Origin of the sequence: Thermoproteus sp. CP80 (assembly GCF_002077075.2) — an archaeon.
Taxonomy (GTDB): Archaea; Thermoproteota; Thermoprotei; order Thermoproteales; family Thermoproteaceae; genus Thermoproteus.
In genome coordinates this window covers 1-21,481 of sequence record NZ_LCWM02000026.1, presented here as the reverse complement: position 1 = coordinate 21,481, position 21,481 = coordinate 1, and the positions used below count along the sequence as shown (strand labels likewise).

The 21,481-nt window shown below is 61.8% G+C and carries 28 protein-coding genes; 11 read left to right on the top strand and 17 right to left on the bottom strand.

Annotated features, from left to right (window positions below):
* Positions 1 to 24 precede the first annotated feature (24 nt).
* A complete protein-coding gene (locus B7L68_RS06295) occupies positions 25 to 216 on the bottom strand; it encodes a hypothetical protein (RefSeq protein ID WP_081246835.1) in 192 nt (63 codons plus the stop codon).
* A gap of 271 nt (positions 217 to 487) precedes the next feature.
* On the opposite strand from B7L68_RS06295, the gene B7L68_RS06290 reads away from it, so the two are divergent.
* The 8 genes from B7L68_RS06290 to B7L68_RS06255 all read left to right on the top strand — a co-directional run bounded on the left by B7L68_RS06290 (position 488) and on the right by B7L68_RS06255 (position 8,503).
* Positions 488 to 937: a hypothetical protein gene (locus B7L68_RS06290; protein ID WP_081246834.1), complete on the top strand. Its 450-nt coding sequence runs from the start codon at positions 488 to 490 to the stop codon at positions 935 to 937.
* Between the two features lie 459 nt (positions 938 to 1,396).
* On the top strand, positions 1,397 to 2,155 hold the full coding sequence (locus B7L68_RS06285) for a hypothetical protein (protein ID WP_081246833.1): 759 nt from the start codon (positions 1,397 to 1,399) through the stop codon (positions 2,153 to 2,155).
* A gap of 269 nt (positions 2,156 to 2,424) precedes the next feature.
* Complete coding sequence (locus B7L68_RS06280) at positions 2,425 to 2,712, top strand: hypothetical protein (protein ID WP_081246832.1); 288 nt, start codon at positions 2,425 to 2,427, stop codon at positions 2,710 to 2,712.
* Positions 2,709 to 3,239, top strand: coding sequence for a hypothetical protein (locus tag B7L68_RS06275; protein WP_081246831.1), 531 nt, complete (start codon positions 2,709 to 2,711; stop codon positions 3,237 to 3,239). The genes B7L68_RS06280 and B7L68_RS06275 overlap by 4 nt, the downstream gene beginning before the upstream one ends.
* A gap of 728 nt (positions 3,240 to 3,967) precedes the next feature.
* Positions 3,968 to 5,221, top strand: a complete 1,254-nt coding sequence (locus B7L68_RS06270) for a BMP family protein (RefSeq protein ID WP_081246830.1) — start codon at positions 3,968 to 3,970, stop codon at positions 5,219 to 5,221.
* Positions 5,221 to 6,654 carry an ABC transporter ATP-binding protein gene (locus tag B7L68_RS06265; protein WP_193432480.1) on the top strand — a complete coding sequence of 478 codons (1,434 nt, stop codon included), beginning with the start codon at positions 5,221 to 5,223 and terminating at the stop codon, positions 6,652 to 6,654. Before B7L68_RS06270 ends, B7L68_RS06265 begins: the two co-directional genes overlap by 1 nt.
* On the top strand, positions 6,651 to 7,655 hold the full coding sequence (locus B7L68_RS06260; protein WP_081246828.1) for an ABC transporter permease: 1,005 nt from the start codon (positions 6,651 to 6,653) through the stop codon (positions 7,653 to 7,655). Before B7L68_RS06265 ends, B7L68_RS06260 begins: the two co-directional genes overlap by 4 nt.
* A complete protein-coding gene (locus B7L68_RS06255; RefSeq protein ID WP_081246827.1) occupies positions 7,640 to 8,503 on the top strand; it encodes an ABC transporter permease in 864 nt (287 codons plus the stop codon). The genes B7L68_RS06260 and B7L68_RS06255 overlap by 16 nt, the downstream gene beginning before the upstream one ends.
* Positions 8,504 to 8,509: 6 nt before the next feature.
* On the opposite strand, the gene B7L68_RS06250 is transcribed toward B7L68_RS06255, so the two are convergent.
* Positions 8,510 to 9,751 carry a translation initiation factor IF-2 subunit gamma gene (locus B7L68_RS06250; RefSeq protein ID WP_081246826.1) on the bottom strand — a complete coding sequence of 414 codons (1,242 nt, stop codon included), beginning with the start codon at positions 9,749 to 9,751 and terminating at the stop codon, positions 8,510 to 8,512.
* A 272-nt stretch (positions 9,752 to 10,023) separates the two neighbouring features.
* On the opposite strand from B7L68_RS06250, the gene B7L68_RS06245 reads away from it, so the two are divergent.
* The gene (locus B7L68_RS06245; RefSeq protein ID WP_081246825.1) at positions 10,024 to 10,416 is read left to right on the top strand and encodes an Hsp20/alpha crystallin family protein; all 393 of its coding nucleotides are present in this window, start codon (positions 10,024 to 10,026) and stop codon (positions 10,414 to 10,416) included.
* A gap of 5 nt (positions 10,417 to 10,421) precedes the next feature.
* Here B7L68_RS06245 and B7L68_RS06240 read toward each other — a convergent pair whose 3' ends face one another.
* The 14 genes from B7L68_RS06240 to B7L68_RS06175 all read right to left on the bottom strand — a co-directional run bounded on the left by B7L68_RS06240 (position 10,422) and on the right by B7L68_RS06175 (position 18,478).
* A complete protein-coding gene (locus B7L68_RS06240; protein WP_081246824.1) occupies positions 10,422 to 10,853 on the bottom strand; it encodes a RecB-family nuclease in 432 nt (143 codons plus the stop codon).
* A 28-nt stretch (positions 10,854 to 10,881) separates the two neighbouring features.
* Positions 10,882 to 11,121 (bottom strand): hypothetical protein, encoded by a 240-nt coding sequence (locus B7L68_RS06235; protein ID WP_081246823.1) that lies wholly within the window; start codon positions 11,119 to 11,121, stop codon positions 10,882 to 10,884.
* The gene (gene udp, locus B7L68_RS06230) at positions 11,118 to 11,846 is read right to left on the bottom strand and encodes a uridine phosphorylase (protein WP_081246838.1); all 729 of its coding nucleotides are present in this window, start codon (positions 11,844 to 11,846) and stop codon (positions 11,118 to 11,120) included. Before udp ends, B7L68_RS06235 begins: the two co-directional genes overlap by 4 nt.
* Before the next feature lie 71 nt (positions 11,847 to 11,917).
* The gene (locus B7L68_RS06225; RefSeq protein WP_081246822.1) at positions 11,918 to 12,157 is read right to left on the bottom strand and encodes a hypothetical protein; all 240 of its coding nucleotides are present in this window, start codon (positions 12,155 to 12,157) and stop codon (positions 11,918 to 11,920) included.
* Complete coding sequence (gene mvk / locus B7L68_RS06220; RefSeq protein WP_238136360.1) at positions 12,154 to 13,071, bottom strand: mevalonate kinase; 918 nt, start codon at positions 13,069 to 13,071, stop codon at positions 12,154 to 12,156. The genes B7L68_RS06225 and mvk overlap by 4 nt, the downstream gene beginning before the upstream one ends.
* Positions 13,072 to 13,100: 29 nt before the next feature.
* On the bottom strand, positions 13,101 to 14,132 hold the full coding sequence (locus B7L68_RS06215) for a 50S ribosomal protein L10 (protein WP_081246820.1): 1,032 nt from the start codon (positions 14,130 to 14,132) through the stop codon (positions 13,101 to 13,103).
* A gap of 30 nt (positions 14,133 to 14,162) precedes the next feature.
* Positions 14,163 to 14,837, bottom strand: a complete 675-nt coding sequence (locus tag B7L68_RS06210) for a 50S ribosomal protein L1 (protein WP_081246819.1) — start codon at positions 14,835 to 14,837, stop codon at positions 14,163 to 14,165.
* On the bottom strand, positions 14,834 to 15,340 hold the full coding sequence (locus B7L68_RS06205) for a 50S ribosomal protein L11 (RefSeq protein WP_081246818.1): 507 nt from the start codon (positions 15,338 to 15,340) through the stop codon (positions 14,834 to 14,836). Before B7L68_RS06205 ends, B7L68_RS06210 begins: the two co-directional genes overlap by 4 nt.
* 35 nt (positions 15,341 to 15,375) lie before the next feature.
* Positions 15,376 to 15,837 (bottom strand): transcription elongation factor Spt5, encoded by a 462-nt coding sequence (locus tag B7L68_RS06200; RefSeq protein ID WP_081246837.1) that lies wholly within the window; start codon positions 15,835 to 15,837, stop codon positions 15,376 to 15,378.
* Positions 15,837 to 16,136, bottom strand: coding sequence for a Sec translocase subunit gamma (locus B7L68_RS06195; protein WP_081246817.1), 300 nt, complete (start codon positions 16,134 to 16,136; stop codon positions 15,837 to 15,839). Before B7L68_RS06195 ends, B7L68_RS06200 begins: the two co-directional genes overlap by 1 nt.
* A gap of 46 nt (positions 16,137 to 16,182) precedes the next feature.
* Positions 16,183 to 17,124: a signal recognition particle-docking protein FtsY gene (gene ftsY / locus B7L68_RS06190; RefSeq protein WP_081246816.1), complete on the bottom strand. Its 942-nt coding sequence runs from the start codon at positions 17,122 to 17,124 to the stop codon at positions 16,183 to 16,185.
* A complete protein-coding gene (gene pfdA, locus B7L68_RS06185; RefSeq protein WP_081246815.1) occupies positions 17,124 to 17,537 on the bottom strand; it encodes a prefoldin subunit alpha in 414 nt (137 codons plus the stop codon). Before pfdA ends, ftsY begins: the two co-directional genes overlap by 1 nt.
* Positions 17,537 to 17,779 carry a 50S ribosomal protein L18Ae gene (rpl18a, locus tag B7L68_RS06180; RefSeq protein ID WP_081246814.1) on the bottom strand — a complete coding sequence of 81 codons (243 nt, stop codon included), beginning with the start codon at positions 17,777 to 17,779 and terminating at the stop codon, positions 17,537 to 17,539. Before rpl18a ends, pfdA begins: the two co-directional genes overlap by 1 nt.
* 21 nt (positions 17,780 to 17,800) lie before the next feature.
* On the bottom strand, positions 17,801 to 18,478 hold the full coding sequence (locus B7L68_RS06175; RefSeq protein WP_081246813.1) for a translation initiation factor IF-6: 678 nt from the start codon (positions 18,476 to 18,478) through the stop codon (positions 17,801 to 17,803).
* A gap of 137 nt (positions 18,479 to 18,615) precedes the next feature.
* Between B7L68_RS06175 and ndhC the strand changes: the two genes are divergently transcribed.
* A complete protein-coding gene (gene ndhC, locus B7L68_RS06170; protein ID WP_081246812.1) occupies positions 18,616 to 18,975 on the top strand; it encodes an NADH-quinone oxidoreductase subunit A in 360 nt (119 codons plus the stop codon).
* Positions 18,960 to 19,778 (top strand): DMT family transporter, encoded by an 819-nt coding sequence (locus B7L68_RS06165; RefSeq protein ID WP_238136359.1) that lies wholly within the window; start codon positions 18,960 to 18,962, stop codon positions 19,776 to 19,778. The genes ndhC and B7L68_RS06165 overlap by 16 nt, the downstream gene beginning before the upstream one ends.
* Here the strand turns inward: B7L68_RS06165 and B7L68_RS06160 are convergent.
* Positions 19,698 to 21,359, bottom strand: coding sequence for a CTP synthase (locus B7L68_RS06160; RefSeq protein WP_238136358.1), 1,662 nt, complete (start codon positions 21,357 to 21,359; stop codon positions 19,698 to 19,700). The two genes, B7L68_RS06165 and B7L68_RS06160, sit on opposite strands and share 81 nt — an antisense overlap.
* Positions 21,360 to 21,481: the final 122 nt, after the last annotated feature.

Sequence of the window (21,481 nt, the reverse complement as noted above, 5' to 3'; positions counted from 1 at the left end):
ATGGCCAGCCCTACGTCCAGCATGTCACTCGGCCGGCGGAATCCGCGCGGCGGACGGCGCGCCGAAGCTCCGCAGGGCTCTGGAGGTCCTCGACCACGTCCCCACCCCCTCCATAAAAGCATCTGCGCAGCGGCCCAGAAGCCCCTCCCAGGCGCGGGGGTCGCGGTGGATCAGTATGGAGGGATCCGCCTCCGGCCTACAGGCCGTGACCCCCATGGCCTCGACGGCGTCCCGCTTAAAAAACCTTCCGTCCCAACTCGGCTAGGCGCCCAGGGAGGGGACTAACGGATTATACCTGACCTGCGGACGAACTGTAATAAAGACCAGTTTTGCCGCGCCGACCTATATATCCAGGCCCCGGAGCGCCGGGCCCGATATATACTGTATATAGCACGGGGCGCCGCGTTTATTTTTACTTCAAATTTACTCTCTCTATCTATGTTATCCTCAGTGTATCTATATAACGATTGTACGTACCTATAGAAACGTGGGCCTAGAGCTGGTCAACGTTGCAATGACCTGCAGGAAGCTGGCAGACCCGCCTCCGGACGTACCGTCGGAGGAGCTAGGCAAGGCCGTCAAGTACTACCACCTCCGTCAGCGGGTCATCGCGATGGTCTTCAAGACGGGCAAAGTCAAGGTGTTCTCGCGCAACTACCCTCCGCCCGACCTAGGCTACTACGGCGACTGCCGCGTGGATATCATGGTGGCGCGGGGCGAGATGAGGGCCGTGCCCGAGGAGGAGCTGAGGCGGAGGCTCTCGGAGGCGGGGTTCGGGGACTTCAAGTTCGTCACGAACGCCTTGATGGCGCGCCGCGGCGGAACCTCCGTGAGGGTCGCGATCCCGCGGCGCAGCTTCGGCAAATACAAGGTCATGATATTCACTAAAGACCTCGAGACCGCCAAGCAGATCCACGACCTCCTGCAGAAACTCTAAACCCCCACTTTTTCCCTCCCCCTCCTCTCCCCTCCACCGCGAGGGAACGCCGCAGAATAGATAATATCTAGCCGCCTTTAGTTTTTCACTCCTTCACTCAACGCCGCATATTTATTTAAGAGGTCAGGAAGCTAATAGTGAAGGTGGGGCCGGTAGGCGCCATAATGGCGCCTCATCCCAGATCAGATGCCAAGCCATCGTTCACCGCTCACCAGGCCTGTGTGACCGGCCCCACCCGAATTATTCTTCGGTAAGATATAACGCCCATGTTTAAGATGGATCGCGGTAGGGTAAACTGAAAATAAACGCGGCGGGATAGGTTGCCGAGGATAATGGAGAGGCGTCGCGCCCGCCGTAGGGATCGATGCGGAGGGCCTATCCTACGCGCACGGAGGGGCTAGGCCGAGTCCAGCGAAATCCCCAACCTGGGAATTTTTAAAGCTATATGACCGGGAAAACATGAAGGCCGGGAAGTCCCGAATAGGGTCGACGGTCCGCGGGGTTGCTTACCGGGGCGCGCTGGGGGTGTTCTCCGCGTCTAGGCCGTCCGGTCGGGCCGGCGAGAGGCCGCGTGCGGACGCGGCGCGCGGGTGGAGGGTCACGTGGTACGCCAGGATAGGCCCCGCCCGGCTGCTCGGGCTCCTGAGGACCGACCCCGACGTCGCCCTCAGGGAGATCTCCACGCAGTGGTTCCCCATCGGCGGTAGCTGGTTCAGGGAGATGCTGAGGCAGAAGCGCCGGGAGCTCGGGAGCAGCTTCGCCGAGTGGTTCCGCGGGTGGTTCTCCGACAGCTTCTGCGAGGACCTGCTGAGGGGCAGGATAGCGTTCGACGGGAAGTCGGCGACGGGGTACCGCATGGCGTGCGAGCTCCTGAGGGCCCAGGCCGCCGTGGTGTCGGTGAGGGGGCCGCTGATCAAGCCCATACGCGGCGACGACATCGACGGGTTCAGGGGGGTGCAGGTCTACTTCGCCCACAGGGGCGTCAAGGACGAGATCGAGAGGGCGCTGGCCGGCGCGAGGTCCATCGGCGACATCTGCCTCCCCCTCAAGTACAAGCTGTACCCGCCGCCCGGGGCGAGGAGGGCCGCGCTGTGGATAGCCGCGTGGTGCGGCATGTGCGGCCGGTACTGCGCCGACCTCTCGACCCCCAGGGACTACGGCCGCATGCTGGACGAGCTCTACGCCGCCTATCCGCACGTATTCTACAGGGCGTACTAGCCGCCATCCCTAAACCAACCCCTTTTTTCCAGAGCCCCACCCCTCTCGGCCCGATGGGCCCCGTGGGGATCTACTTTTACATATTTTGCAACATCTAGATAAACGGCGCCTTAAACCCCGCGGATTCGTGGGGCTGACATTTTTTGTTAGTCAAGAAATGCGCCGTATTAAACCGCGTATTTCCGGCGATCTTTACCTCAATACATTATTATCACTTATAATTATAGCGATTTTGCGAAAAACTTTTAAAGGTGGGCTTTCCCCAGGTCATGGCCGGGCGTCCGCGCCGCCGGGAGGGCGTGGGGTGGAAGACGGGGCGGTACCTGCCGGCTCTGCTTTGGCACCTCCAGAGGCGTGGAGGAGGCGGGAGGGGCGCCGTCGTGTCCGTGAGGACGCGCGACGTGTGCGGGGTGGATAGGCGGTGCGGGATGGCGGTGCGCGAGCTCATGATGAGCCTGGTGGAGAAGGGGCTCGCGAGGCGGCACAAAAGGGGCGTCTACCTGATCGAGAGGGAGGCGCTGGAGGAGGTCTTATCGGCTTTGAGGGAGTGGATATGAAGACGGTTAAGAAAGTGAAGACCGCGGCCTCTGTTTTTGAACTGCCGCAGAGGCTGGGTGTCCTCCAGTATGTGGAGTATGAGCGGCTGGAGAGGATGAGGGAGCCGCCCCAGCCGGCTCTCGTTAGGGCCGACCCCGTGGAGGAGCTTCTGAAGGAGTGGCCGGAGCTGGAGGCATTCGGCGTAGAGTGGGTTAGGAAGTGGCTGGATCTCAGGGAGAGGTTAATCGAGATTGCCAAGACACTGCGCAGATTTCCGTGGATGGTGGAGGTGGTAAAACAAAGACCTATGAGCATCCTCCATCCGTACATGATAGAAGTGTACATAGCAAAGGACGGGTCGGAGGCATGTCTCTCTCTAAACCCGCCGAAGGCGTATTGCGCCCAAAACGGAGCCGTAAAGGAGGTGCGGCTGGAGCTGGAGTTTAAGCGATACGAGACATACGAAGACAAGATTAGAGAGGTGTACAGACCGAAGGGCCTGCTGGCATTCGCCGCGGCGGCGAGGGAGTACGTGAGAATGCTCTAGCCCTTTTAAGTCGCTTGTGTTGTTTTTGTGTCTCGTGCATAGCCCAGCTCTAGTGTAAAGCTAATGTAAATTTTTTCTCCGCTGGCTTAAGGCGCTTCTCTGTCGGCGTTTTATGTATTTTATGGATAAAGCTGGATGGGCACGAGAATAGAGGAGAGGTAAAACTACACAAGCTCAAGGGACTACCATATCCACAGCGGCGAAGGAATATAAGAAAAGATGGAATGCGAACATAATAAAAAACGATCCTCCGCGGACCGCTCCTCCGTCGCTCCACCAGGCTGAGCTACCGGGGCTCTTCTCTTTACATATATTTCGCTTTTTTAAGTTTTCCGCTAATTCCATCGGCATCGCTTGACTTCAGCCCGTCCCCATCCTCGGCGTCGACGCCGACCAACACGATCTTTAGCCGCGATCCGCGGCAGGCTCCGGCCACTTTATGTCGTTATTGAAGCAGAGATCTCGGCGATCGCCGCTACCCGCCGCAGGTCGGTTTTATATACCCGTCGCCGTCCTCTCCGCCCCTGGGGGCGTCGGAAGCCATCTCTCGGTCTAGGGCGCTTGGCCATATGGAGACGCCGGCGCGTGCAGACAGGCAGGCGACCTCGAAATGGATGTCTGTCCAGCGCCTTGGGCGTTGGCCGTCTGCCCGTATGGGCAACCTTCATAATACATAATACCTGGGTACTATATGCGAACTATTTTTTAAAATCTATTTCATATGGCCCATGAACGCCAAAGTTCTGGGGATAATAGTGGCGGTAGTCGTGGTGATAATTGCAGTATCTGCCATATATCTGGCCCAGAGGGGCGCGGCGAGCCCTCAGACCTCCGCGCAGGTCTCTCCGACGGGTTCCGCCTCCACGAGCTCCACCTCAAGGGGCACGATATACGTGATATACGATATCGGCGGCCGCGGCGATCTATCCTTCAACGACATGGCGTATTTAGGCGCCTCCAGAGCAGCTAAGGACTTCGGGCTCCAGCTGGTGGAGCTTCAGAGCAAGACGCAGGACGACTATCTGCCCAACTTGAGGCTGGCCGCCAAGAGCAACCCGACCCTCGTCGTGGCGGTGGGGTTCTTGATGACCGACGCAGTTAAGGAGGCGGCCAAGGAGTATCCCAACGTCCACTTCGCCATAATAGACGGCTATGTGCCCAATATGTCCAACGTCTTGTCCATACAGTTCAGAGAGAACGAGGGGAGCGCTCTGGTCGGCGCCCTGGCCGCGTTGACCGCCTACTACTTCAACTGCACCAAGGTCGGCATAGTGCTCGGCATGGACATACCGGTCCTCTGGAAGTTCGAAATAGGCTACGCCTACGGCGTCAGGTGGGCCCAGAGGTATATAGCTGAACATTTCGGCAAGAACGTCACCTTCACCATATACTACGTCTACACGGGCTCCTTCAACGACCCGGCTAAGGGCAAGCAGGCGGCCCAGGCGATGTTGGCGCAAGGCGTCTGCGTCATATACCAGGCCGCTGGGGCCACGGGCCTCGGGGTCTTCGACGCGGTGGCCGAGGCGGGGCAGGCGGCTGGGAGGACCATGGGGCCGCCCTTCGCCATAGGGGTCGACGCAGATCAGGACTACATAAAGCCCGGCTTCATACTGGCGTCCATGATGAAGCGCGTGGACGTGGCCGTGTATAGGGCCGCCCAGATGGCGGCCAGCGGCAATTTCAGCGGCGGCGTCTTGTCGCTGGGCCTCAAGGAGGGCGGCGTCGCCGTCAGCACGCTCGACGACTTAAATCAATTCCTTCAGTTGGGCATCCAAGCCGGCACGGTGAAGGCGTCAGATGCGCAGCAGATAGTGCAGGAGGTTCAACAGATGCGCCAGTCCATACCCCAATGGATCTGGCAGGCCGTGGATCAGCTGAGGCAGGGGATAGTGTCGGGCGAGGTGCAGGTCCCGCTGCCGACAACCCGCGAGCAGCTGCTCCAGTACAGACAGCAGCTGGGCTTGGTGGGCTCCGGTTGATGATAGTTCTCCGGGAAATACACAAGGTTTTTCCCGACGGCACCTACGCCCTCAGGGGCGTGACCCTCGAGCTTAAGGCTGGCGAGGTCCTCGGCCTCCTGGGGGAGAACGGGGCCGGGAAGACCACCTTGATGAAAATCCTCTCGGGCATATACGAGCCCACCAGAGGGGCCATTGAGATAGACGGCAGGCCCGTCCGGTTCAGGAGCGCTAGGGACGCCATGAGGGAGGGTATAGCCATGGTCCACCAACACCTGTCGCTGGTGGAGGAGCTCACTCCGCTGGAGAACATAGCCCTTCTGGAGGGGCCCTCGCTGGGAGGCCTCGGCAAGCTTCTGAGGGGTAAGGTGGAGGCGATAGCCAGATCCCTGGGGTTCGAGGTGGAGTGGGATAGGCCGGTGGGCGAGCTGCCCCTCGGGGTTAGGCAGAGGATCGAGATAGTCAAGGCTCTCTACCTCGGCGCCAGGGTGTTGATACTCGACGAGCCCACGTCTCTGCTCTCGCCGCCAGAGGTGAAGAGCCTTCTGGACATAGTGAAGCGCCTCAAGGCCGAGGGGAGGGCCGTGGTATTCATCACTCACAAGATCCCGGAGGTGCTCCCAGTGGCCGACAGAATAGCCGTTCTGCGCAGAGGGGAGAAGGTCGGCGAGTACCCGCCGTCGGTTGGCCCCGACGTGCTGGTGGAGGCCATGGTGGGCAAGCTCAAGTCTTGGACGCTTGGGCGCGAGGGCGAGCCGAGCGACGTAGTTCTCTCCGTGGAGGACCTCTGGGTTTACGATAGAGGGAGGCCCTTGTTGCAGGGCGTAAATCTGTCGGTTAGGAGGCGGGAGGTGCACGCGCTGGTGGGCGTAGAGGGCAACGGGCAGGAGGCCCTCGTCGATGCCTTGGTCGGCTTGCGGAGGCCGGCCAGGGGGTCCATCAGGGCGGGGGGCCTCGTCGCCTACATCCCCGACGATAGGCATGGAAGGGCCCTGGTGCTCGATCTGCCGCTAGTCCACAACGCCGTCTTGGGGATACACAGGAGGTTCTCCAGAGCTGGGTTGTTCGACTGGGCCGGCGCTAGGCGCTTCGCGGCCAAGCTCATAGAGGAGTTCTCCATAGTCGCTCCGGGCCCCGACGCCCCTGCGAGGTCCCTCTCGGGCGGGAACCAACAGAAGCTCGTCGTGGGTAGGGAGCTGAGCAAGAGGGCGGATCTGCTCATAGCCCATCAGCCGACGCGCGGCCTGGACGTGGCCACCACCGAGTACGTGCATAAGCTTCTGGTGGACGTGAGGAACGCGGGCGCCGGCGTGCTGCTCGTCAGCAGCGATCTAGACGAGGCGTTGAAGCTGGCGGACACGGTGTCCGTCATATACCGCGGGAGGGTCGTCTTGAACAAGCCGGCGCGGGAAGCCACCGTGGAGGAGATAGGGAGGGCTATGGCGGGGCTATGAGGGGCTTCCTCGACTCGCTTCTATCCCTGGCTGTGGCGATCGCGGTAGGCGCCGTGGTGGCCTACATCTCTGGCTACAACCCGCTCCTGGTCTACTACTCGATGTTCGTCGTGCCCTTCACGGACGTCGTCTACGTAACGTCGGCGCTGGCCACGGCGACGCCGATAATCTTGACCGGCTTGACCTTCGCGTTGGGCCTAAAGGCCGGGCTGTTCAACATAGGGGCCGAGGGGCAGACCTATATGGGGGCCCTCGGGGCTGTGATAGCGTCCTATCTGGCCGCCTCGGCCCTCGCGTTACCCCTATCCTTCGTCATAGGCATATCTCTGGCCGTGGCTTGGGCCATGGTGCCCGCCCTCCTGAAGGCGTACAGAGGAGTCAACGAGGTCGTCAGCACGATAATGATGAACTGGATAGCGTACTGGCTCGTGATAATGGAGGCCTCGACCACTTTCTCCAACCCGATGCAGCCGTCTGAGACGATAAAGATGCCGCCCTCCGCCAGGCTCACGCCGCTTGTGCCGGGCACCAGCTTGACCGCTGGCTTTTTCGTGGCTGTGGCTGCCGCCCTGCTTGTCTACTGGCTTTTGGAGAGGTCGGTAATAGGCTACGAGCTGACCGCGGCCGGGCTGAACCCAGTCGCCGCGAGGATAGCCGGAATACCCCAGTCCAGAGTCGTCATCTACTCCTTCCTGCTCGGCGGCGTCACGTCGGGAGTTGCAGGAGTCCTGCAGGTCGCGGCCATGCCGCCGTCCTACAGCCTGGCCACCAACCTCGCCAACGTCTACGGGCTCGGCTTAGATGGGATAACGGCGGCGATGCTCGGCAGGGGGAACCCCTTGGGGACCTTGCTCGCCGCGCTTTTTCTAGGCCTCATGGAGGAGGGGGCGCGCCACATGCAGGCGCTAGCCATGACGCCCTTCGAATTCGTCAAGGTGTTGCAAGGCATCATGATACTAGTGATAGCGGTCAGGATGTTGGAGCTATGGAGGCGGCGTTAGTGCTTCTGACGCAGACCATACATGCCGCCGTGCCGATACTTCTCGCCGCTGTGGGCGAAATCTTGACCGAGAGAAGCGGGGTGGTAAACATAGGGCTGGAGGGCTTGATGCTGATAGGCGCCTTCGTGGGCGTCCTAGTCGGCGATGTGGCCGGCTCCGGTTTGATCGGCGTCGCGGCCGCGTGGGCGGTCGGCCTTCTGCTGGGCCTTCTCCACGGAGCCATAGCCGTCTACATAAGGGGCGATCAGCTGGTGGCCGGCGTGGCCATGAACCTATTCGGGGCCGGCCTAGTGGCCTACGGCATACAAGCCGTGTGGCATGTCGCCGGCTATAGACAGACACCTTCGTGGGCCTTGGTGGACATAAACGCCATGACCGTCCTGGCCTTCGCCGTAGCGGGCGCCATGTGGTATATACTGAGCAGGACGCGGCTGGGCGTAGCCATAAGGGCAAGCGGCGAGGACCCCGAGGCGGCCTACAGCGTAGGGATAGACGTATTCAAGATAAGGCTGTTCTCCACGGCCGTGGGGGCCTCGCTCGCCAGCCTCGGCGGGGCCTATCTAAGCCTTGCATACCTCTCGGTTGTCACCAAGGACATATCCGCCGGCCGGGGCTTCATAGCGCTCGCCGATGTGGTGTTCGCCAACTGGAACCCGCTGCTGGCGATAGCGGGCGCGTTGGTATTCGGCTTCTTCGACGCGCTCTCCTACTGGCTCCAGATATTCGGCGTAGCCAGATACGAGGTGACCAGGATGCTACCCTATATAGCCACCCTCCTGGTGGTCGCCGGCGTTATAGGGAGGGCGAAGCCGCCGAGGGCTCTCGGCAAGCCCTTCAGGAAAGAGTAAGGAGGCCTACTCCAGCACGACGTTCCCTCCTCTCAATACGCCGTAGTTGCTCACAATCCACCTGTTTCTTATTTGCCTGGTTACAACCGCCTTGGCTCCCTGCTCGGCGGACACCGCCTTCCTTAACGCTATGACCGCCACGTCCTTCTTGACCGACTGCACCACGCCGAAGACCGTGGCGGCGCCTATGGAGACCAGCACCACCTCGTTGGGCTTCATGGGCTCCGCCTTCTCGCCTATCCTGGGCAACTCCTTGACCTCAAGCTCCAGGGAGGTCCACACGGGCGGGAGCGTGCCGGGCTTGCCCACCACAGAGCCCGCCAGGGCGTCGGCCTTAGTCAAGGCGGGGTCCAGAGTGGTCATCAGGCCCAGAAGACCTCCGGGCCTCGCCTCCTCGGCCTTCTCGCCGCCGTATTCTATCCCCACGACCTTTGTCAGAAGCGGCTGGTAGGGCGATTTGGCGCCAGGCCTCTCTATCTTCAGACCAGGCCTTATCTCGACCTCGTCGCCGAGCCTTATGGCGCCCTGCAACAGAGTCCCGCCCAACACGCCCCCTCTGAGCTTGTCGGGTGAGGTGCCCGGCGGGTTCACGTTGAAGCTCCTCAACACCGCCATGCGGGCCGGCTTGGATAGATCGGGCTCCCTCCTCGGAGTTATCTTGGCCACGTAGGCGGCGAGCACGTCTATGTTTACTCTATGTAGCGCCGAGACCGGCACCACCGGCGAGCTCTGCGCCCACGTCCCCGACAGGAACTTCCTTATCTGGCCGTAGTTCTCAACCGCCTTCTCCCTAGGCACTAGGTCTATCTTGTTCTGGGCTACGACCATGTTCTTCATGCCTATTATATCCAGTACGGCGAAGTGCTCCGCCGTCTGGGGCTGGGGGACCGGCATGGTGGCGTCAACCACCATAAGCGCCGCGTCCACCGCCGCCGCCCCGGACACCATGGTGGCTATGAGGACCTCGTGCCCGGGCACGTCGACAATAGAGATCTTGCGCAACAGCTTGGGCTCCGACCCGTCGGGACACTTGCCCTTATCCAGCAGGCCGTCCGAAACCGGGTATTCGGAGCCAGGGCAGTCGTATATGCCTATCTGGGTGTAGCCCAATTTGATGGTCATCGCCTTCTTGACCTCCTCGCTGTGGCGCGCCACCCATACGCCCGAGAGCGCGTATACTACGCTCGTTTTCCCCGCATCCACGTGGCCGGCCGTGGAGATGATCCCGTCAGGGTAGACGAACCCCATGGTAACCACTTCTCCAGGGGGTTTATTATTTCTGCGGCTCTCGACGGCTGAGCTCTGCGATGCTCCCGACCTCGGCATAGCGCCGGCGTGAGGACCGTCCGACGCGGCGACCGCCGAGGCGCGCATGGATCTGGCCGTCGGAATCAGACGAGGCTTGAGGTGCCGCCGTCACGGCGTGCCGTACGACGCGATGCCGCAGACGCGCCGGGGCTGTACGTCTCTATGTCGATAGAGCGCCGAAAAGGCTTTTATACGGGGGGCCCGTCTTCTACGTGAGCGAGGATGTCTTGGGCGAGATCAGGAAGACCTTCGACGAGTTGGCCAAAGCGCTCCAGAAAACCGCTGAAGAGGTCGTCAAGACGGCCAGCAGCACGGTGAGGAAGATCACGGTGGAGCAGGGGGTCACCATAAAGGAGCAGGGAGAAGACGCGGTGGTGGAGATAGATATGCCTGGCCTGGAGCCGGGCGATATCTCTATCTACATCTCCCGCGACGGCGACTACATAAGGGCCGAGGGAGCCCGCGGCGAGAGGAAATACACCAGGAAGCTCTATCTGCCGTTCAAGATAGAGCCCTCTTCGGCCAAGGCCGCCTACAAAAACGGGGTTCTGACCATCACGGCAAGGCGGGTGAAGCCGCAGGAGATACCGATAAAGGTCGAATAATCTTTTCAACTCTTCCTCAGTCTGTAGAGGGCTACGGCCAACTGTCCGAGCGACCCCACGTCCTCCTCCACGGCGTAGGCGAGCCTGGCCCCGGGAGGCAGCTCCCTCTGGGTAATCGGCAGATCCGAACCGCTCACGACTATGACCACATGCCCTTCCGGCAGACCCGTCAGAGGCTCGACGCCTTCGCCCCGCCTCGTGAGGCCGATGACCAGATCCGGCCTCAAGGCCTCGTTGAGGTCCCTGAGGTCGTTAAAGACAAGTACCTCGCCGCCTATCTTGAACGCGAGCTTGAACAAATCGCCTATCTGCTGTGCCGCCGAGCCGAAGACGCGGACCGCGGCGAGCCGCTTTACGCCGAAGCCGTAGGTCACTCTGGCGAACTCCATGAGCCTGGGCAGGCTCGATATGTTGTATACGGCCACTGTGAGGTCCACGTCGACGTCCTACCGCTGGTATTTAACGCTAGCGGCTTCTGGCGGCGAGGCAGTTCATCCCGTCGTCGCACTCTATCAAGTAGACGTCGTCCGCCGCCTTGAGCACTCCCCTTCTGAACCTAGGGACCTCCTCCGATAGCTCGTAGGTATTTCCGCACATCTGGACATACTTCCCCTCGATCTTGAGCGAGAAGGCGTCGCCGCAGGTGGATAGGCCGCGCGCCTCGACTATCGCCGTGTCCTTGATATATATAAACTTGACTATCATCTGGAGTCCCGCTCCGCCAACGCCCTCACGGCCTCGTTGGCTACCCTTATGGCGTCCTCCACGCCGGCCTCAGCGACGAACTCGTCGGTCTCCCTATTGGCTATCGCGGCGTATACGCCGCCCGCCCGGGCGCCGTAGATGGAGGAGAGGGTGAATATGGTCGCGGTCTCCATCTCGAAGCTGACCACGTTGAGCGACCTCAAGGTCTCCACAAGCCCTCTAGCCCAGGGGGGCAGATAGCCGCCGTGGCCGGGCCTCTCCTGGCCCACGTAGAACGAATCGGTAGAGGCCACTATCCCCACGTGGTACCTAACGCCAAGGCTCTCCGCGGCCTCTATGAGCGACCCCAAGACCCTCCAGTCGGCCGTAGCCGGATACTCGGGAGGCGCGTACCATCTGCTCGCCCCGTCCCACCTCACCGCGGCCTGGGCTATGATGAGGTCGCCTATCCTCACGTCGCGCCTCAACGCGCCGGTGGTGCCCACCCTGATGAAGGTATCCGCGCCGGCCGCCAGCAACTCCTCGACAGCTATCGCCGTAGAGCCCGAGCCTATGCCGGTCGACGTCGCCGCGATGGGCGTCCCCCTGTACCTCCCCACATAGGTCACGAACTCCCTATTGCGCGCGACCTCCCTCCCCTCGTCCCAGTACGAGGCTATCTTCGGCACCCTCCCGGGATCTCCAGGCAACAGGACGTAGCGCGGCACCGCGCCCGGCTCCACCATTATGTGGTACAACCGGCCGCCTACAGCCGGCCTCCTGGCGGAGCTCGCCACGGCCTTAGATGCGATCCGCTTTAAACTTTAACCCGCCGGAGGGCCCTGAATATGTTCACCAGCGACAGAAGCGCCGAGGCGGCGTTAAGCGCCGTGAAGACCGCGTCCCTCTCCCAGGCGGCGTAGGCGGTGAGCGCGATGCTGCCGGCGAAATAAACAGCGGTCAAGTCCAGAGGGGGAGGCGGCGATCTGCGGATTATGGTTATGGCCCAGCCCCCGGCCACTAGGACCAGTCCCACGAGGCCCACCACCTCCATCATATCACCCTAGCGCCGTTGCGATCCACCGCCACCTCCACAGAGGGAACCTCCATCGCCGCCAGGGCCTCCCTCAGCTCCCCCCTCCTCTTGGGCAGCAGGACCACTATGCCGCCGCGGCCAGCCCCGCTGATCTTCCCCCCGAAGATGTAGGGCTTGAGATATCTAAGCATCGCTACGACCTCGTGGCCCACGACGCCCAGAGCTCCGAGCAGCCAGTTGTTTATCTCCATGAGCTCGCCCACGCACGCCAGATCGTTCGAGGCCAGACAGCCCTCGGCCTCGTCGACAACGCGGCCTATGGCCTCAATAACGGCGTCCACGGACCTCCTGCGGGACCTCAAGGCCCTCACGTCGGCGACTATGTCCTTGGTCAAGCCCCTACGAGGGAGTATCGCCAGCACGAACTCCCCAACCGCCGAGTCTATACGGCGGTAGCTAAACGGATTGGGCTCTATCCTCAACATGCCGCCTATCGCCGACACGGCGGTATCCATCGGCGAGGCGGCCCCCTGGACCTCCAGCTCGACCCCGTGGGCCAGCTTGGCGAGCTCCGTCGCGCCGACGTCCACGCCGAGACATGCGGAATACGCCTTAAGCAACCCCACCGACACGGAGGCCGAGGTCGCAGCGCCGACGCTGGGCGGGAAGTCCCCCCTTATCTCGAAGACCGCCGTAAGCCTGCCGAACGCCTCCTCGGCCCTCCTCAGCGCCGAGGCGACGTAGGAGAGAAAGGCCTCATGCCCTCTGGCATGCGTCGCGCCAGTGCCGCGTTCATACTCGATATCCACGTAGGCCTTCCCGGTCCTCACGACGGTCCTATCCCCCCTCTCGCACGATACCTCAACGCCCTTATCCACCGCAACGGCTATGGCGGGCTTTCCGTAGACCACAGCGTGCTCTCCAAACAGCTTCACGACGCCCGGGGCGAAGACCCGTATCACCTTCAGAATAGAGAGGCCAAGCCGCTGGCTATATCCTCCTCGCTCGGCCCCTTCTCGCCCTCCTCGGCGGGCTTCTCCTCCTTCTTCTCCCCCTCAACCCTCTGCTCGACTTGCTGCTGCCGTTGCTGGATCTGGAGGCCCAGCTCGGGCGCCTTAGGCGCTATTGCGGCGGCGAGAGCCGTCGCCTCGGACGACGCGCGCGCCAGCAACATGGGCAGAGTCTCCTTCGACATCACGCCGAGGCGGGCGGCCAACGCCAAGGCGCGCGCATGGGCGTTGGGCAACACGACCGCCAGCACCTCGGGCGTTGGATACACGACGTTGAGCGCCAGGTTGCGCGCGGCGCCTGCCGCCTGCTGTAGCATCTCGAAGTACCTCTTGGGCTCGACGGCTATCTCGTCGATGGGCACGAACCTCCTGCCCCGCCAGATCACCCCCACGAGCCTCAGCTTCTCGTATATGGGCTCCACGCCCAACACCCTGAGTATGTCCGCGATCTCGTCCGTTATCTGCTGGCCGGCCTTGACGACAGGGCTGTCCTTAGCTATCCAGATCTTGCCCTCCTGAACCCTCGTTGGTATCTTCAGCTTGCCGAACTTGCTCAATATAGGGCCAGGCGACAGATTCGTGGGGCCCGCCGGAGCCACTATGTCGTAGGGAGCGCCGTCCCCAGCCTTGGCCTTCCTCCTGACGGCCTTGGCCTCAACCTCCTTGAGAAACAGCGCGGGATTTTCGTTGGTGAATATATATGCCCTCTCGCCGAAAAGCTCCCTGTCCACCTCGGGGGGCAGTTCGCCGTATACCCTCCTCAACGCGATCCTCATCAAGTTGTGCTTAGCCACCTTGATCGTGCCTACACCCCTCAGCCTGAACCGATACTCGTGAAGTATTCTGGCCGACAGCCCGTGTAGATCGAAGAGCAGTATATAGTTATAGCGCTTGATGAGGTCCTCCAGCTCGGAGGTTATCTTGGCCTTCTTCTGAGGGTAGGGCCTCTCGCGCACATAAACGCGCTTACCCAGCTGGACGGCCATCGCGAGACCTACCAGGAGGCCTTTTAAAGCTTATCTCGAAACGAGGAGCTCCTCCTTAAGGAGAACCGGAGGCCCCATCGTCTTCTTCAGGTAGATACGAGCCACGTGCTGCTTGAGCGGGAACTTGGCGTTGAGCTCCTCGAGCACAGCCATTATGTTGGCGGCTATCTCCTCCGGCTTCTGCGCCTCCGACCCCACCCTCAGCTTGACCACCGGCTCGGTCCTCAGCTTGAGCCTTACGCTTCTCTTGAGCCTATCCACGACGGCCTTCGGGTCGACGTTGGGCGGCACAACCTCAGGCATCTTCCCCCTGGGCCCGAAGACGGACCCGAGGACGCGGCCTATCAAGGGCATGAGGTCCGGCGTGGCTATGAAGTAGTCGTACCTCTTCGCCAGCTTCCTTATCTCGCGCTTCTTGCCGGCAAGCGCCTCTATCTGGTCTCTCCCTATTATGGCGTCCACGCCGGCGTTCTTGGCCGCCACCTCGAAGGCGCCTGAGGCGAACGCCGCTATTTTGTTCAGCTTGGGCGGGTGGGGCAACGGCACGTTGAGGCTTACGCGGTTCTCGGGCTTGTTTAGATCCACATCCCGCAGCACGACCATCATGTCCACGCTCTCAACGAACTTGTGCCTCCTCCCCCTGGATAGGGCCTCCCTTATGGCGTTCAGCAGCGCATCCTGCCTCACCAAAGCCGAGACGCTCATGGCGCCAGCTGCTCCTCGGCCTTTTTAATCATGTCGTCGTAGGCCCCTCCGTCCACCTCCCTCATGACCTCGGCCGCCGGCTTTCCGCCGACAGTTATCCCCATGGCCTTGCAGGTGCTCAACACCTGCTTCACCGCGGACTTGAGGCTTCTGGACTTGAGCTCCGGATATTTGGCCACGGCCATCTGCACTATCTTCTCCATGGAGAGGTCGCCTATGGTCTCCTTGGCGGCGTCGTGGGGGCCGGCGTCCTTGCCCAGCACCTTCAGCAGGAGGTCACCCATCGGCGGCAACCTCACCAGCACGTCGAAATTCCTCGTGGACTCGTCCACCTCCAGCTCTATCTTAGAGATGGGGAATCCCGAATATCTTTTGACCGCCTCCTGGATTCGCTGCGAGACGGCGTTTGGGTCGAGGCCGGCGCTCTTCAGGGCGTCTTGGAACTGGGGGTTGGGGGCAAACCTCCCGCCCTGCAGCGGCACGTTGATTATACGCTTGGCCACACGCCGATCTTAAGGCCACTATTTAATTTTTGCCGTCACCTGCCCGCCTTCTTAGTCACCTTTACCTCGGTCGCCTTGAGGTCTAGCGGCATGGGGAACGGGGAATCCAACAGCTCCACTCTGACGAGCCCCTTCTCCCTGTCCACGGAGACCACGCGGCCCCTGCTCCCCTTCAGCACGTCGGCCAGTATCTCGACCTCGTCGTTGACGTCTATATCGATCGCGGGCTTCTTGGGCTCTATGTACTTCACTATCTCCTCCAGGCTCGTTTTGCCCTTCAGCACGCCCTTGACGTGCTTGACGCCGGACACGACTCTGTAGACGACCGCCAGCGATTCCGCCTCCATGAATATCACGCCGAAGGGCTCCTTGGGCACCAAGATGGAGTAGACGGGCTGCCTCCCCGACTCGCTGCGTAGCTTAAGCACCATGGTGACGTTGTACTCCTGCCTGCCGACGACGCTGACGGAATACACCGGGCACTGCTGGGACGCCATCACCCCAGCTTGACGACTATGTATATCAATATGGCGAATATGACGACCAGGCTCGACACGACGGCGACAGCCTCCTGGCTCTGGCTCAGCGCGAATGAAGAGGCGCTGGAGCCGCTCAGATATTCGACCATGTACACATTAGCTATATAAAATATAAATTGGATCACGCCGGCGGCGAAGGCCAAGAACACCAGGAACTTGACGACTAGGTTGAACTCCTTGGAGCTGGGCTTCTCGGATATGGAGATGATCCACCGCACGTCCCTCAGGAACTCCCTAATCCTCTCGTAGAGGTTCACGATACGGCGCGACCAGGCCCTTAAATAAACTATCCCGGCGCTTGGATCACCGGCCGCCTTCGCCCGGCTGAAGGCCTATGAGTTGCGCTATGTAGTCCTCCTTCCTGAACTTGACGAGGTCCTCGTACCGTTGCCCTACCCCGAGGAAGTAGATAGGCCTCTTGAAGGTGTAAAGGAAGGTGAGGATCGAGCCGCCCTTAGGGTACGAGTCCACCTTCGTGGCGATCATGCCGTCTATCGCCACGTATTTGCTGTAGTACTTCGCTATCTCGAGCGCCTCGTTGCCCAACTGCGCGTCGAACACGAACACGGAGAAGCGGGGCTCCACAACCCTCTGTATCTTGGAGAGCTCGTCCATGAGATTTCTGTCCGTGTGCATACGGCCGGCCGTGTCTATCAGCACCAAGGGGATGCCCCTAGATCTGGCGTGTTGGACTGCGTCGTAGGCCACCGAGGCGGGGTCGGAGCCGTATTCGCCGCCTATGACCCTCAGTCCCAGCCGCCTCCCGTGCTCCTCAAGCTGCTCCCGCGCGCCGGCCCTGAAGGTATCCGCGGCGGCCAGCACGCTCTGGAGCCCCCTCGACTTGAAGAGATACGCTATCTTCGCGAGTGTCGTCGTCTTGCCGTAGCCGTTGGGCCCGAGGAACATAACCGCGACGGGGCTTGTCTCCTCCGCGGCTCTGGCCACCGCCGACTCGAAGTCCGCGTCCTGTACGTCGCCTATCAGCGAGAGCAACGCGTCGCGCACGGCGCGCCTGACGGCCGCCTCACGATCGCCGAACCTCGGCACCTTGACGCCGACCAGCTTGGCCTTCAGCGCCGAGATCAGGGCGTCGGCCACGTCCACCGCCACGTCGCTCTCGACCAGATCCAGATACAGATCCTCGGCCAGCTCCGAGACCTCCTTCTCGCCCAAGGCGTCCTCCTTGACCGTCGATACGATGGAGTCCACAAATCTGGAGAAGGTCCTCCTAAGCCTATCGAACATCAGCCGACTATCCCCAGCTGCTCTAGGACGTCCCGTAGCTGGACGGCCCGCTCCCCCAGCTTGGAGAGATTGGACTCGAGGCTGGACTTCACGTTGTTCAGCTCCTCCAGCCTCTCGTTGAGTATGCGCTCGGCGTTCTGCATGTCCAGAAAGGCATAGTAGCTGGCGCCTAGAGGCGTCAGCACCTCGGCCCGTTCGACCGACGCCTTGAGGTACACGCCGGCGCCTATATGGACGTAGCGCTCCGAGTCCTGGGCCAGCGACTTCAGGCCGTTGAGAGCCGCCGTGATCTCCTCTATGGAGTCGTTGACCAACGACAGCTGGGCCTGCAGGCTCGCCATAAGCTCCGAGACGACTTGGTACTCGTCGACGAGCCTCGCGACGTCCTCCCTAGTTATCGTCCTGGTCGACATCAGTGGACAACAACCCTATCTATATAACTGAACATCTTCACGCTGTCCGGGGCCTTGTCGGGGGCAACCTCCTCGACCTTGTCGAGGTATATTTGATAGCGCCTCGCCTTATGGCGGCTCCCGATCAGCTCGTAGGCCTTCTCAACGGCGTCTCTCGGCTTCGTGGCGGGTATGTAGAGCTTGAACTTCATGGTCGTCCTCTGCAGATTGGCCCTCCCCTCGACCAGATACACCTTGGCCACGCGGTGCTGGGAGGCCCGGTATTAAGGTTTTTCGCCCTTAAAGAGCGTCGACATTATCCTCATGATCTCGGCGCCGGTCGTCTCCCAGCCCACCAAGGCCCCTCTGTCGTTGGCGACCATGCCGCCCCTCAGGAAGGAGCGTCCCCTATTGACGGTCCCCACGTCGGCGCGGACGCCCAGATATTTCTCCAGCTTCTTCAAGTCGCTGTCCGTGGCGTCGGGCGCCACCAGGACCCCGCGGGAGTTCGCCACGGCCAACGACCCCACCAACGGCGAGCTGGTCAGAGAGTCCACGAAGACCTCCACGCCCAGCACGTCGGCCACGATCCTCCTATTCTCGGGCTCCAGTATGGGCGAGACTATCGCGGCCTTGTTGTTGGCCACTATGAGGTTGGCTATGGCCGTGTATTTGGTGTGCAGGACGCCTACGTTCAGCCCCAGCCCCCTCAACACGCCTATCTCCTCCTCTAGGGTTATTCCCGGGACCAACACTCCGTTGTCGTTCATGACCATGAATATGCCGAGAAGCGGCGACTTGGCCACGGTGGCCCTCACCACGACGTCGCCCAACGCGCTCCTCACCTCGTCGTCTATCTTCTCGGGGACGTCGGGAGGGACAAACGCCGTGCTGTTGTTGGCGACTATATAGACGCCGATAGACGATGAGCCGAAGACCTTGATCGGAACCACCTCGGCCATGATGTGTATACTCCTCCGGCATTTAAATTATGGGCCGGCGGCGCGGCCGCCGTAGCTCCCTCCACCGCCGGGCCGAACCGCGGGCCCCGTCCAAGGTCCCTGGGGAAATCTATAAAAACCGAGGAGCCTCGACGGTCATGAGTGACTGGCTGGCGCTGTCGGCGGTCTTCTTCCTTATTTTGGGGCTCATCCTGCTCGCAGTCTACGCAATATACCTCATAGCGCCGCAGGCCCCGACTGAGGCCAAGAGGAGGAGGTACGAGGCCGGCAACCCGCCTCAGGGCGAGGCCAAGTCGCGCCTCGCCATGCAGTATTTCGGCTACGTACTCATGTTGGTCGCTCTGGAGCCTCTGATGGCCGTGCCCGTGGTCTATTTCGCCATCAGCCCGACGGCGGCATCGGCGATATACCTCCTGGTCACAGTGGCGGTGATAGTGCTCGCGTCGCTGTACGCCTACATCCACAGCAAGGACATCCGGAAGTGGATCCTAGACTGAACGGCTTCGGCAAGATACTGCTCGCCGCGGCTCTCTGGTCCACGATAGGCCTCGCCAGCGTCTACAGCGGTAACTACGTGGTCCTCGCCCTCTTCAGGTCGCTCGTAGCTGCGTTGACGGGGCTGGCCTTTACGCGGACGGCGAATAGGGCGGCTATAGTGGCCGGGCTGCTGCTGGGCGTCCTGTTCGCCGTATATCCCCTGGCGGCCGCCCTCGCCGGCTTGGGCCCGGCGGCCTATCTGTTGTACACGGCGCCTCTTTGGACCACGGCGATCTCCGCCGCGCTGGGCGAGAGGACCGGCTCGAGGGACTACGCCGCCGTTGCCCTCGTGACGGCCGCGGTGGCCGTGATGCTCCTGGAGGCGCTCGGCGGCGCCCTCAGCCTCTGGGGCGTCCTGGCGGGCCTCGCGTCGGGCCTATCCTACGGCTCCTACATAGCCGTGGCCAGATTCTACTCGAAGAGGGGGGAAGACGTGGACGTGTCGCTGGGGGCCATGCCCTATACTCTGGCCGTCACGGCCCCCGCCGCGTTTGCCTACGCCGCCATATTCGGCGTCGGGGACCTCCGGAGGCCCCTTCTCGTCGGGCTGTACCTCGGCGTGTTCTGCACGGTGCTGCCCTACAGGTTGTTCTCGTCGGGCACGAGGGTCGTGGGGGCCACCAAGGCCTCGGTCGTAGCCACCCTGGAGCCCGTGCTGGCGGCCATCTGGGGCTACCTCTTCCTAGGCCAGACGCCCAGCCTCGCCACCGCGCTGTCCTACGCGCTGATCACCGCCGCCGCCATCCTCGCCGCCCTTGGCTGACAACGCGGCGCTTAGCAGGCCCTGAAAGACGGGCCTCGGCTTGGTCGGCCTCGACCGGAACTCGGGATGGAACTGCGTGGCTATGAAGAACGGGTGGTCCCTCAGCTCGATTATCTCGACCCTCCTTATGTCTGTGCGCCAGCCGGAGACCACGAGGCCGGCTTCCTGCAACTTGGGCAGATAGTCGAGGTTCACCTCGTACCTATGTCTATGGCGCTCCACCGCGGTCCCGGCGCCGTAGAGCCTGCGGGCGACGGTGCCCGGCACTATCTCAATCTCCCTATTGCCCAGTATCATGGTTCCGCCCAGTTTGTCCACCCCCTGTTGCTCCGGCGCCAGATGTATCACGGGATGCGGAGTCTCTGGGTCCAGCTCGGTCGAGTTGGCGCCTCTGAGGCCGAGCACGTTGCGCGAGAACTCCACTACGGCCAGCTGCATGCCGAAGCATATGCCGAGGAAAGGTATCCTGTTCACCCTGGCGTGCTTGATGCATTCTATCATCCCCTCGGTCCCCCTCTTGCCGAAGCCCGGCAGAACCACCATGGCGTCCACATCCACGTCCGACAGGGCCTCTGGCCTCTTCTCGACCTCGTCCGAATTTATCCAGACCGGCCTAGGCCGCGCCCTCAGGGCGGCTCCGGCGTGCCTAAGGGCCTCGACGATGCTTATATACGAGTCCCTGAGCTCTACATACTTGCCGCACATGCCCACCCTTATCTCCACCCGCGGGTTGGCCAACGCGTCGACGAAGCTGCGCCAGTCCGACAGATCGGGTCGGCCCGCGCCTAGGGCGAGCCTCCTCGTCAAGAAGTCGCCCATGCCTTGCTCCTCCAGCACCAAAGGCAGTCTGTAGACCGTGTCGACGTCGTACGAGTTGAATATCGCCGAGGCGGGGACGTTCGCGAAGAGGGATATCTTCCTCATGACGGCTCTGTCCAGAGGCTTCTGGGAGCGCGCCACGACTGCGTCGGGCTGTATGCCGTAGCGCCTCAGCTCGGCCACGCTGTGCTGCAGAGGCTTCGTCTTGAACTCCTCGGTGGCGGGCAACAGAGGGACCCACGCCACGTGGATAAACAGAGTGTTCTCCTCGCCCAGCTCAAGCCTCAGCTGTCTCGCGGCCTCGAGAAAGGGCAGCTGCTCGTAGTCGCCCACGGTCCCGCCGATCTCGACCAGAGTCACGTCGAAGCCGGCGGCGGCGTCCAGAACCCTCCTCTTGATCTCGTCCGTGACGTGAGGGATCAGCTGGACCGTCTGGCCTAGGTATTCGCCTTTCCGCTCCTTCTCGATTACGGAGAGGTAGATCTGCCCCGACGTTATGTTGTTGCGCCTAGAGAGCTCCACGTCGAGGAAGCGCTCGTAGTGGCCGAGGTCCAGGTCTATCTCGCCGCCGTCGTAAGTTACGAAGACCTCGCCGTGCTGGTAGGGGTTCATGGTCCCCGCGTCCACGTTGAGGTAGGGATCCACCTTGACCGCGTTGACGTTAAGGCCTCTGGCGCGCAGTATGCGGCCTATGCTGGCGGTCGTCACGCCCTTGCCCACACTGGACATGACGCCGCCCGTGACAATTATCAACTTCGGCACCATAAACCGGAGCCCCAGCTATATAAGTCCTTCTGCCGCCCTCCGGTACTATCCGAGCGATGGACCGTTGAGAACGTATCGGCCGGGCTCGATGCCGTCGGGCTCTCGGGCGTCTTGGCTGC

What these genes read in the sequence shown, in the direction of transcription:
- B7L68_RS06295 (WP_081246835.1), bottom strand. Translation starts at nt 216, where the DNA reads ATGGGGGTCACGGCCTGTAGGCCGGAGGCGGATCCCTCCATACTGATC.
- B7L68_RS06285 (WP_081246833.1), top strand. Translation starts at nt 1,397, where the DNA reads ATGAAGGCCGGGAAGTCCCGAATAGGGTCGACGGTCCGCGGGGTTGCT.
- B7L68_RS06280 (WP_081246832.1), top strand. Translation starts at nt 2,425, where the DNA reads ATGGCCGGGCGTCCGCGCCGCCGGGAGGGCGTGGGGTGGAAGACGGGG.
- B7L68_RS06275 (WP_081246831.1), top strand. Translation starts at nt 2,709, where the DNA reads ATGAAGACGGTTAAGAAAGTGAAGACCGCGGCCTCTGTTTTTGAACTG.
- B7L68_RS06270 (WP_081246830.1), top strand. Translation starts at nt 3,968, where the DNA reads ATGAACGCCAAAGTTCTGGGGATAATAGTGGCGGTAGTCGTGGTGATA.
- B7L68_RS06265 (WP_193432480.1), top strand. Translation starts at nt 5,221, where the DNA reads ATGATAGTTCTCCGGGAAATACACAAGGTTTTTCCCGACGGCACCTAC.
- B7L68_RS06260 (WP_081246828.1), top strand. Translation starts at nt 6,651, where the DNA reads ATGAGGGGCTTCCTCGACTCGCTTCTATCCCTGGCTGTGGCGATCGCG.
- B7L68_RS06255 (WP_081246827.1), top strand. Translation starts at nt 7,640, where the DNA reads ATGGAGGCGGCGTTAGTGCTTCTGACGCAGACCATACATGCCGCCGTG.
- B7L68_RS06250 (WP_081246826.1), bottom strand. Translation starts at nt 9,751, where the DNA reads ATGGGGTTCGTCTACCCTGACGGGATCATCTCCACGGCCGGCCACGTG.
- B7L68_RS06235 (WP_081246823.1), bottom strand. Translation starts at nt 11,121, where the DNA reads ATGATAGTCAAGTTTATATATATCAAGGACACGGCGATAGTCGAGGCG.
- udp (WP_081246838.1), bottom strand. Translation starts at nt 11,846, where the DNA reads ATGGTGGAGCCGGGCGCGGTGCCGCGCTACGTCCTGTTGCCTGGAGAT.
- B7L68_RS06225 (WP_081246822.1), bottom strand. Translation starts at nt 12,157, where the DNA reads ATGATGGAGGTGGTGGGCCTCGTGGGACTGGTCCTAGTGGCCGGGGGC.
- B7L68_RS06215 (WP_081246820.1), bottom strand. Translation starts at nt 14,132, where the DNA reads ATGGCCGTCCAGCTGGGTAAGCGCGTTTATGTGCGCGAGAGGCCCTAC.
- B7L68_RS06210 (WP_081246819.1), bottom strand. Translation starts at nt 14,837, where the DNA reads ATGAGCGTCTCGGCTTTGGTGAGGCAGGATGCGCTGCTGAACGCCATA.
- B7L68_RS06200 (WP_081246837.1), bottom strand. Translation starts at nt 15,837, where the DNA reads ATGGCGTCCCAGCAGTGCCCGGTGTATTCCGTCAGCGTCGTCGGCAGG.
- ftsY (WP_081246816.1), bottom strand. Translation starts at nt 17,124, where the DNA reads ATGTTCGATAGGCTTAGGAGGACCTTCTCCAGATTTGTGGACTCCATC.
- pfdA (WP_081246815.1), bottom strand. Translation starts at nt 17,537, where the DNA reads ATGTCGACCAGGACGATAACTAGGGAGGACGTCGCGAGGCTCGTCGAC.
- B7L68_RS06175 (WP_081246813.1), bottom strand. Translation starts at nt 18,478, where the DNA reads ATGGCCGAGGTGGTTCCGATCAAGGTCTTCGGCTCATCGTCTATCGGC.
- ndhC (WP_081246812.1), top strand. Translation starts at nt 18,616, where the DNA reads ATGAGTGACTGGCTGGCGCTGTCGGCGGTCTTCTTCCTTATTTTGGGG.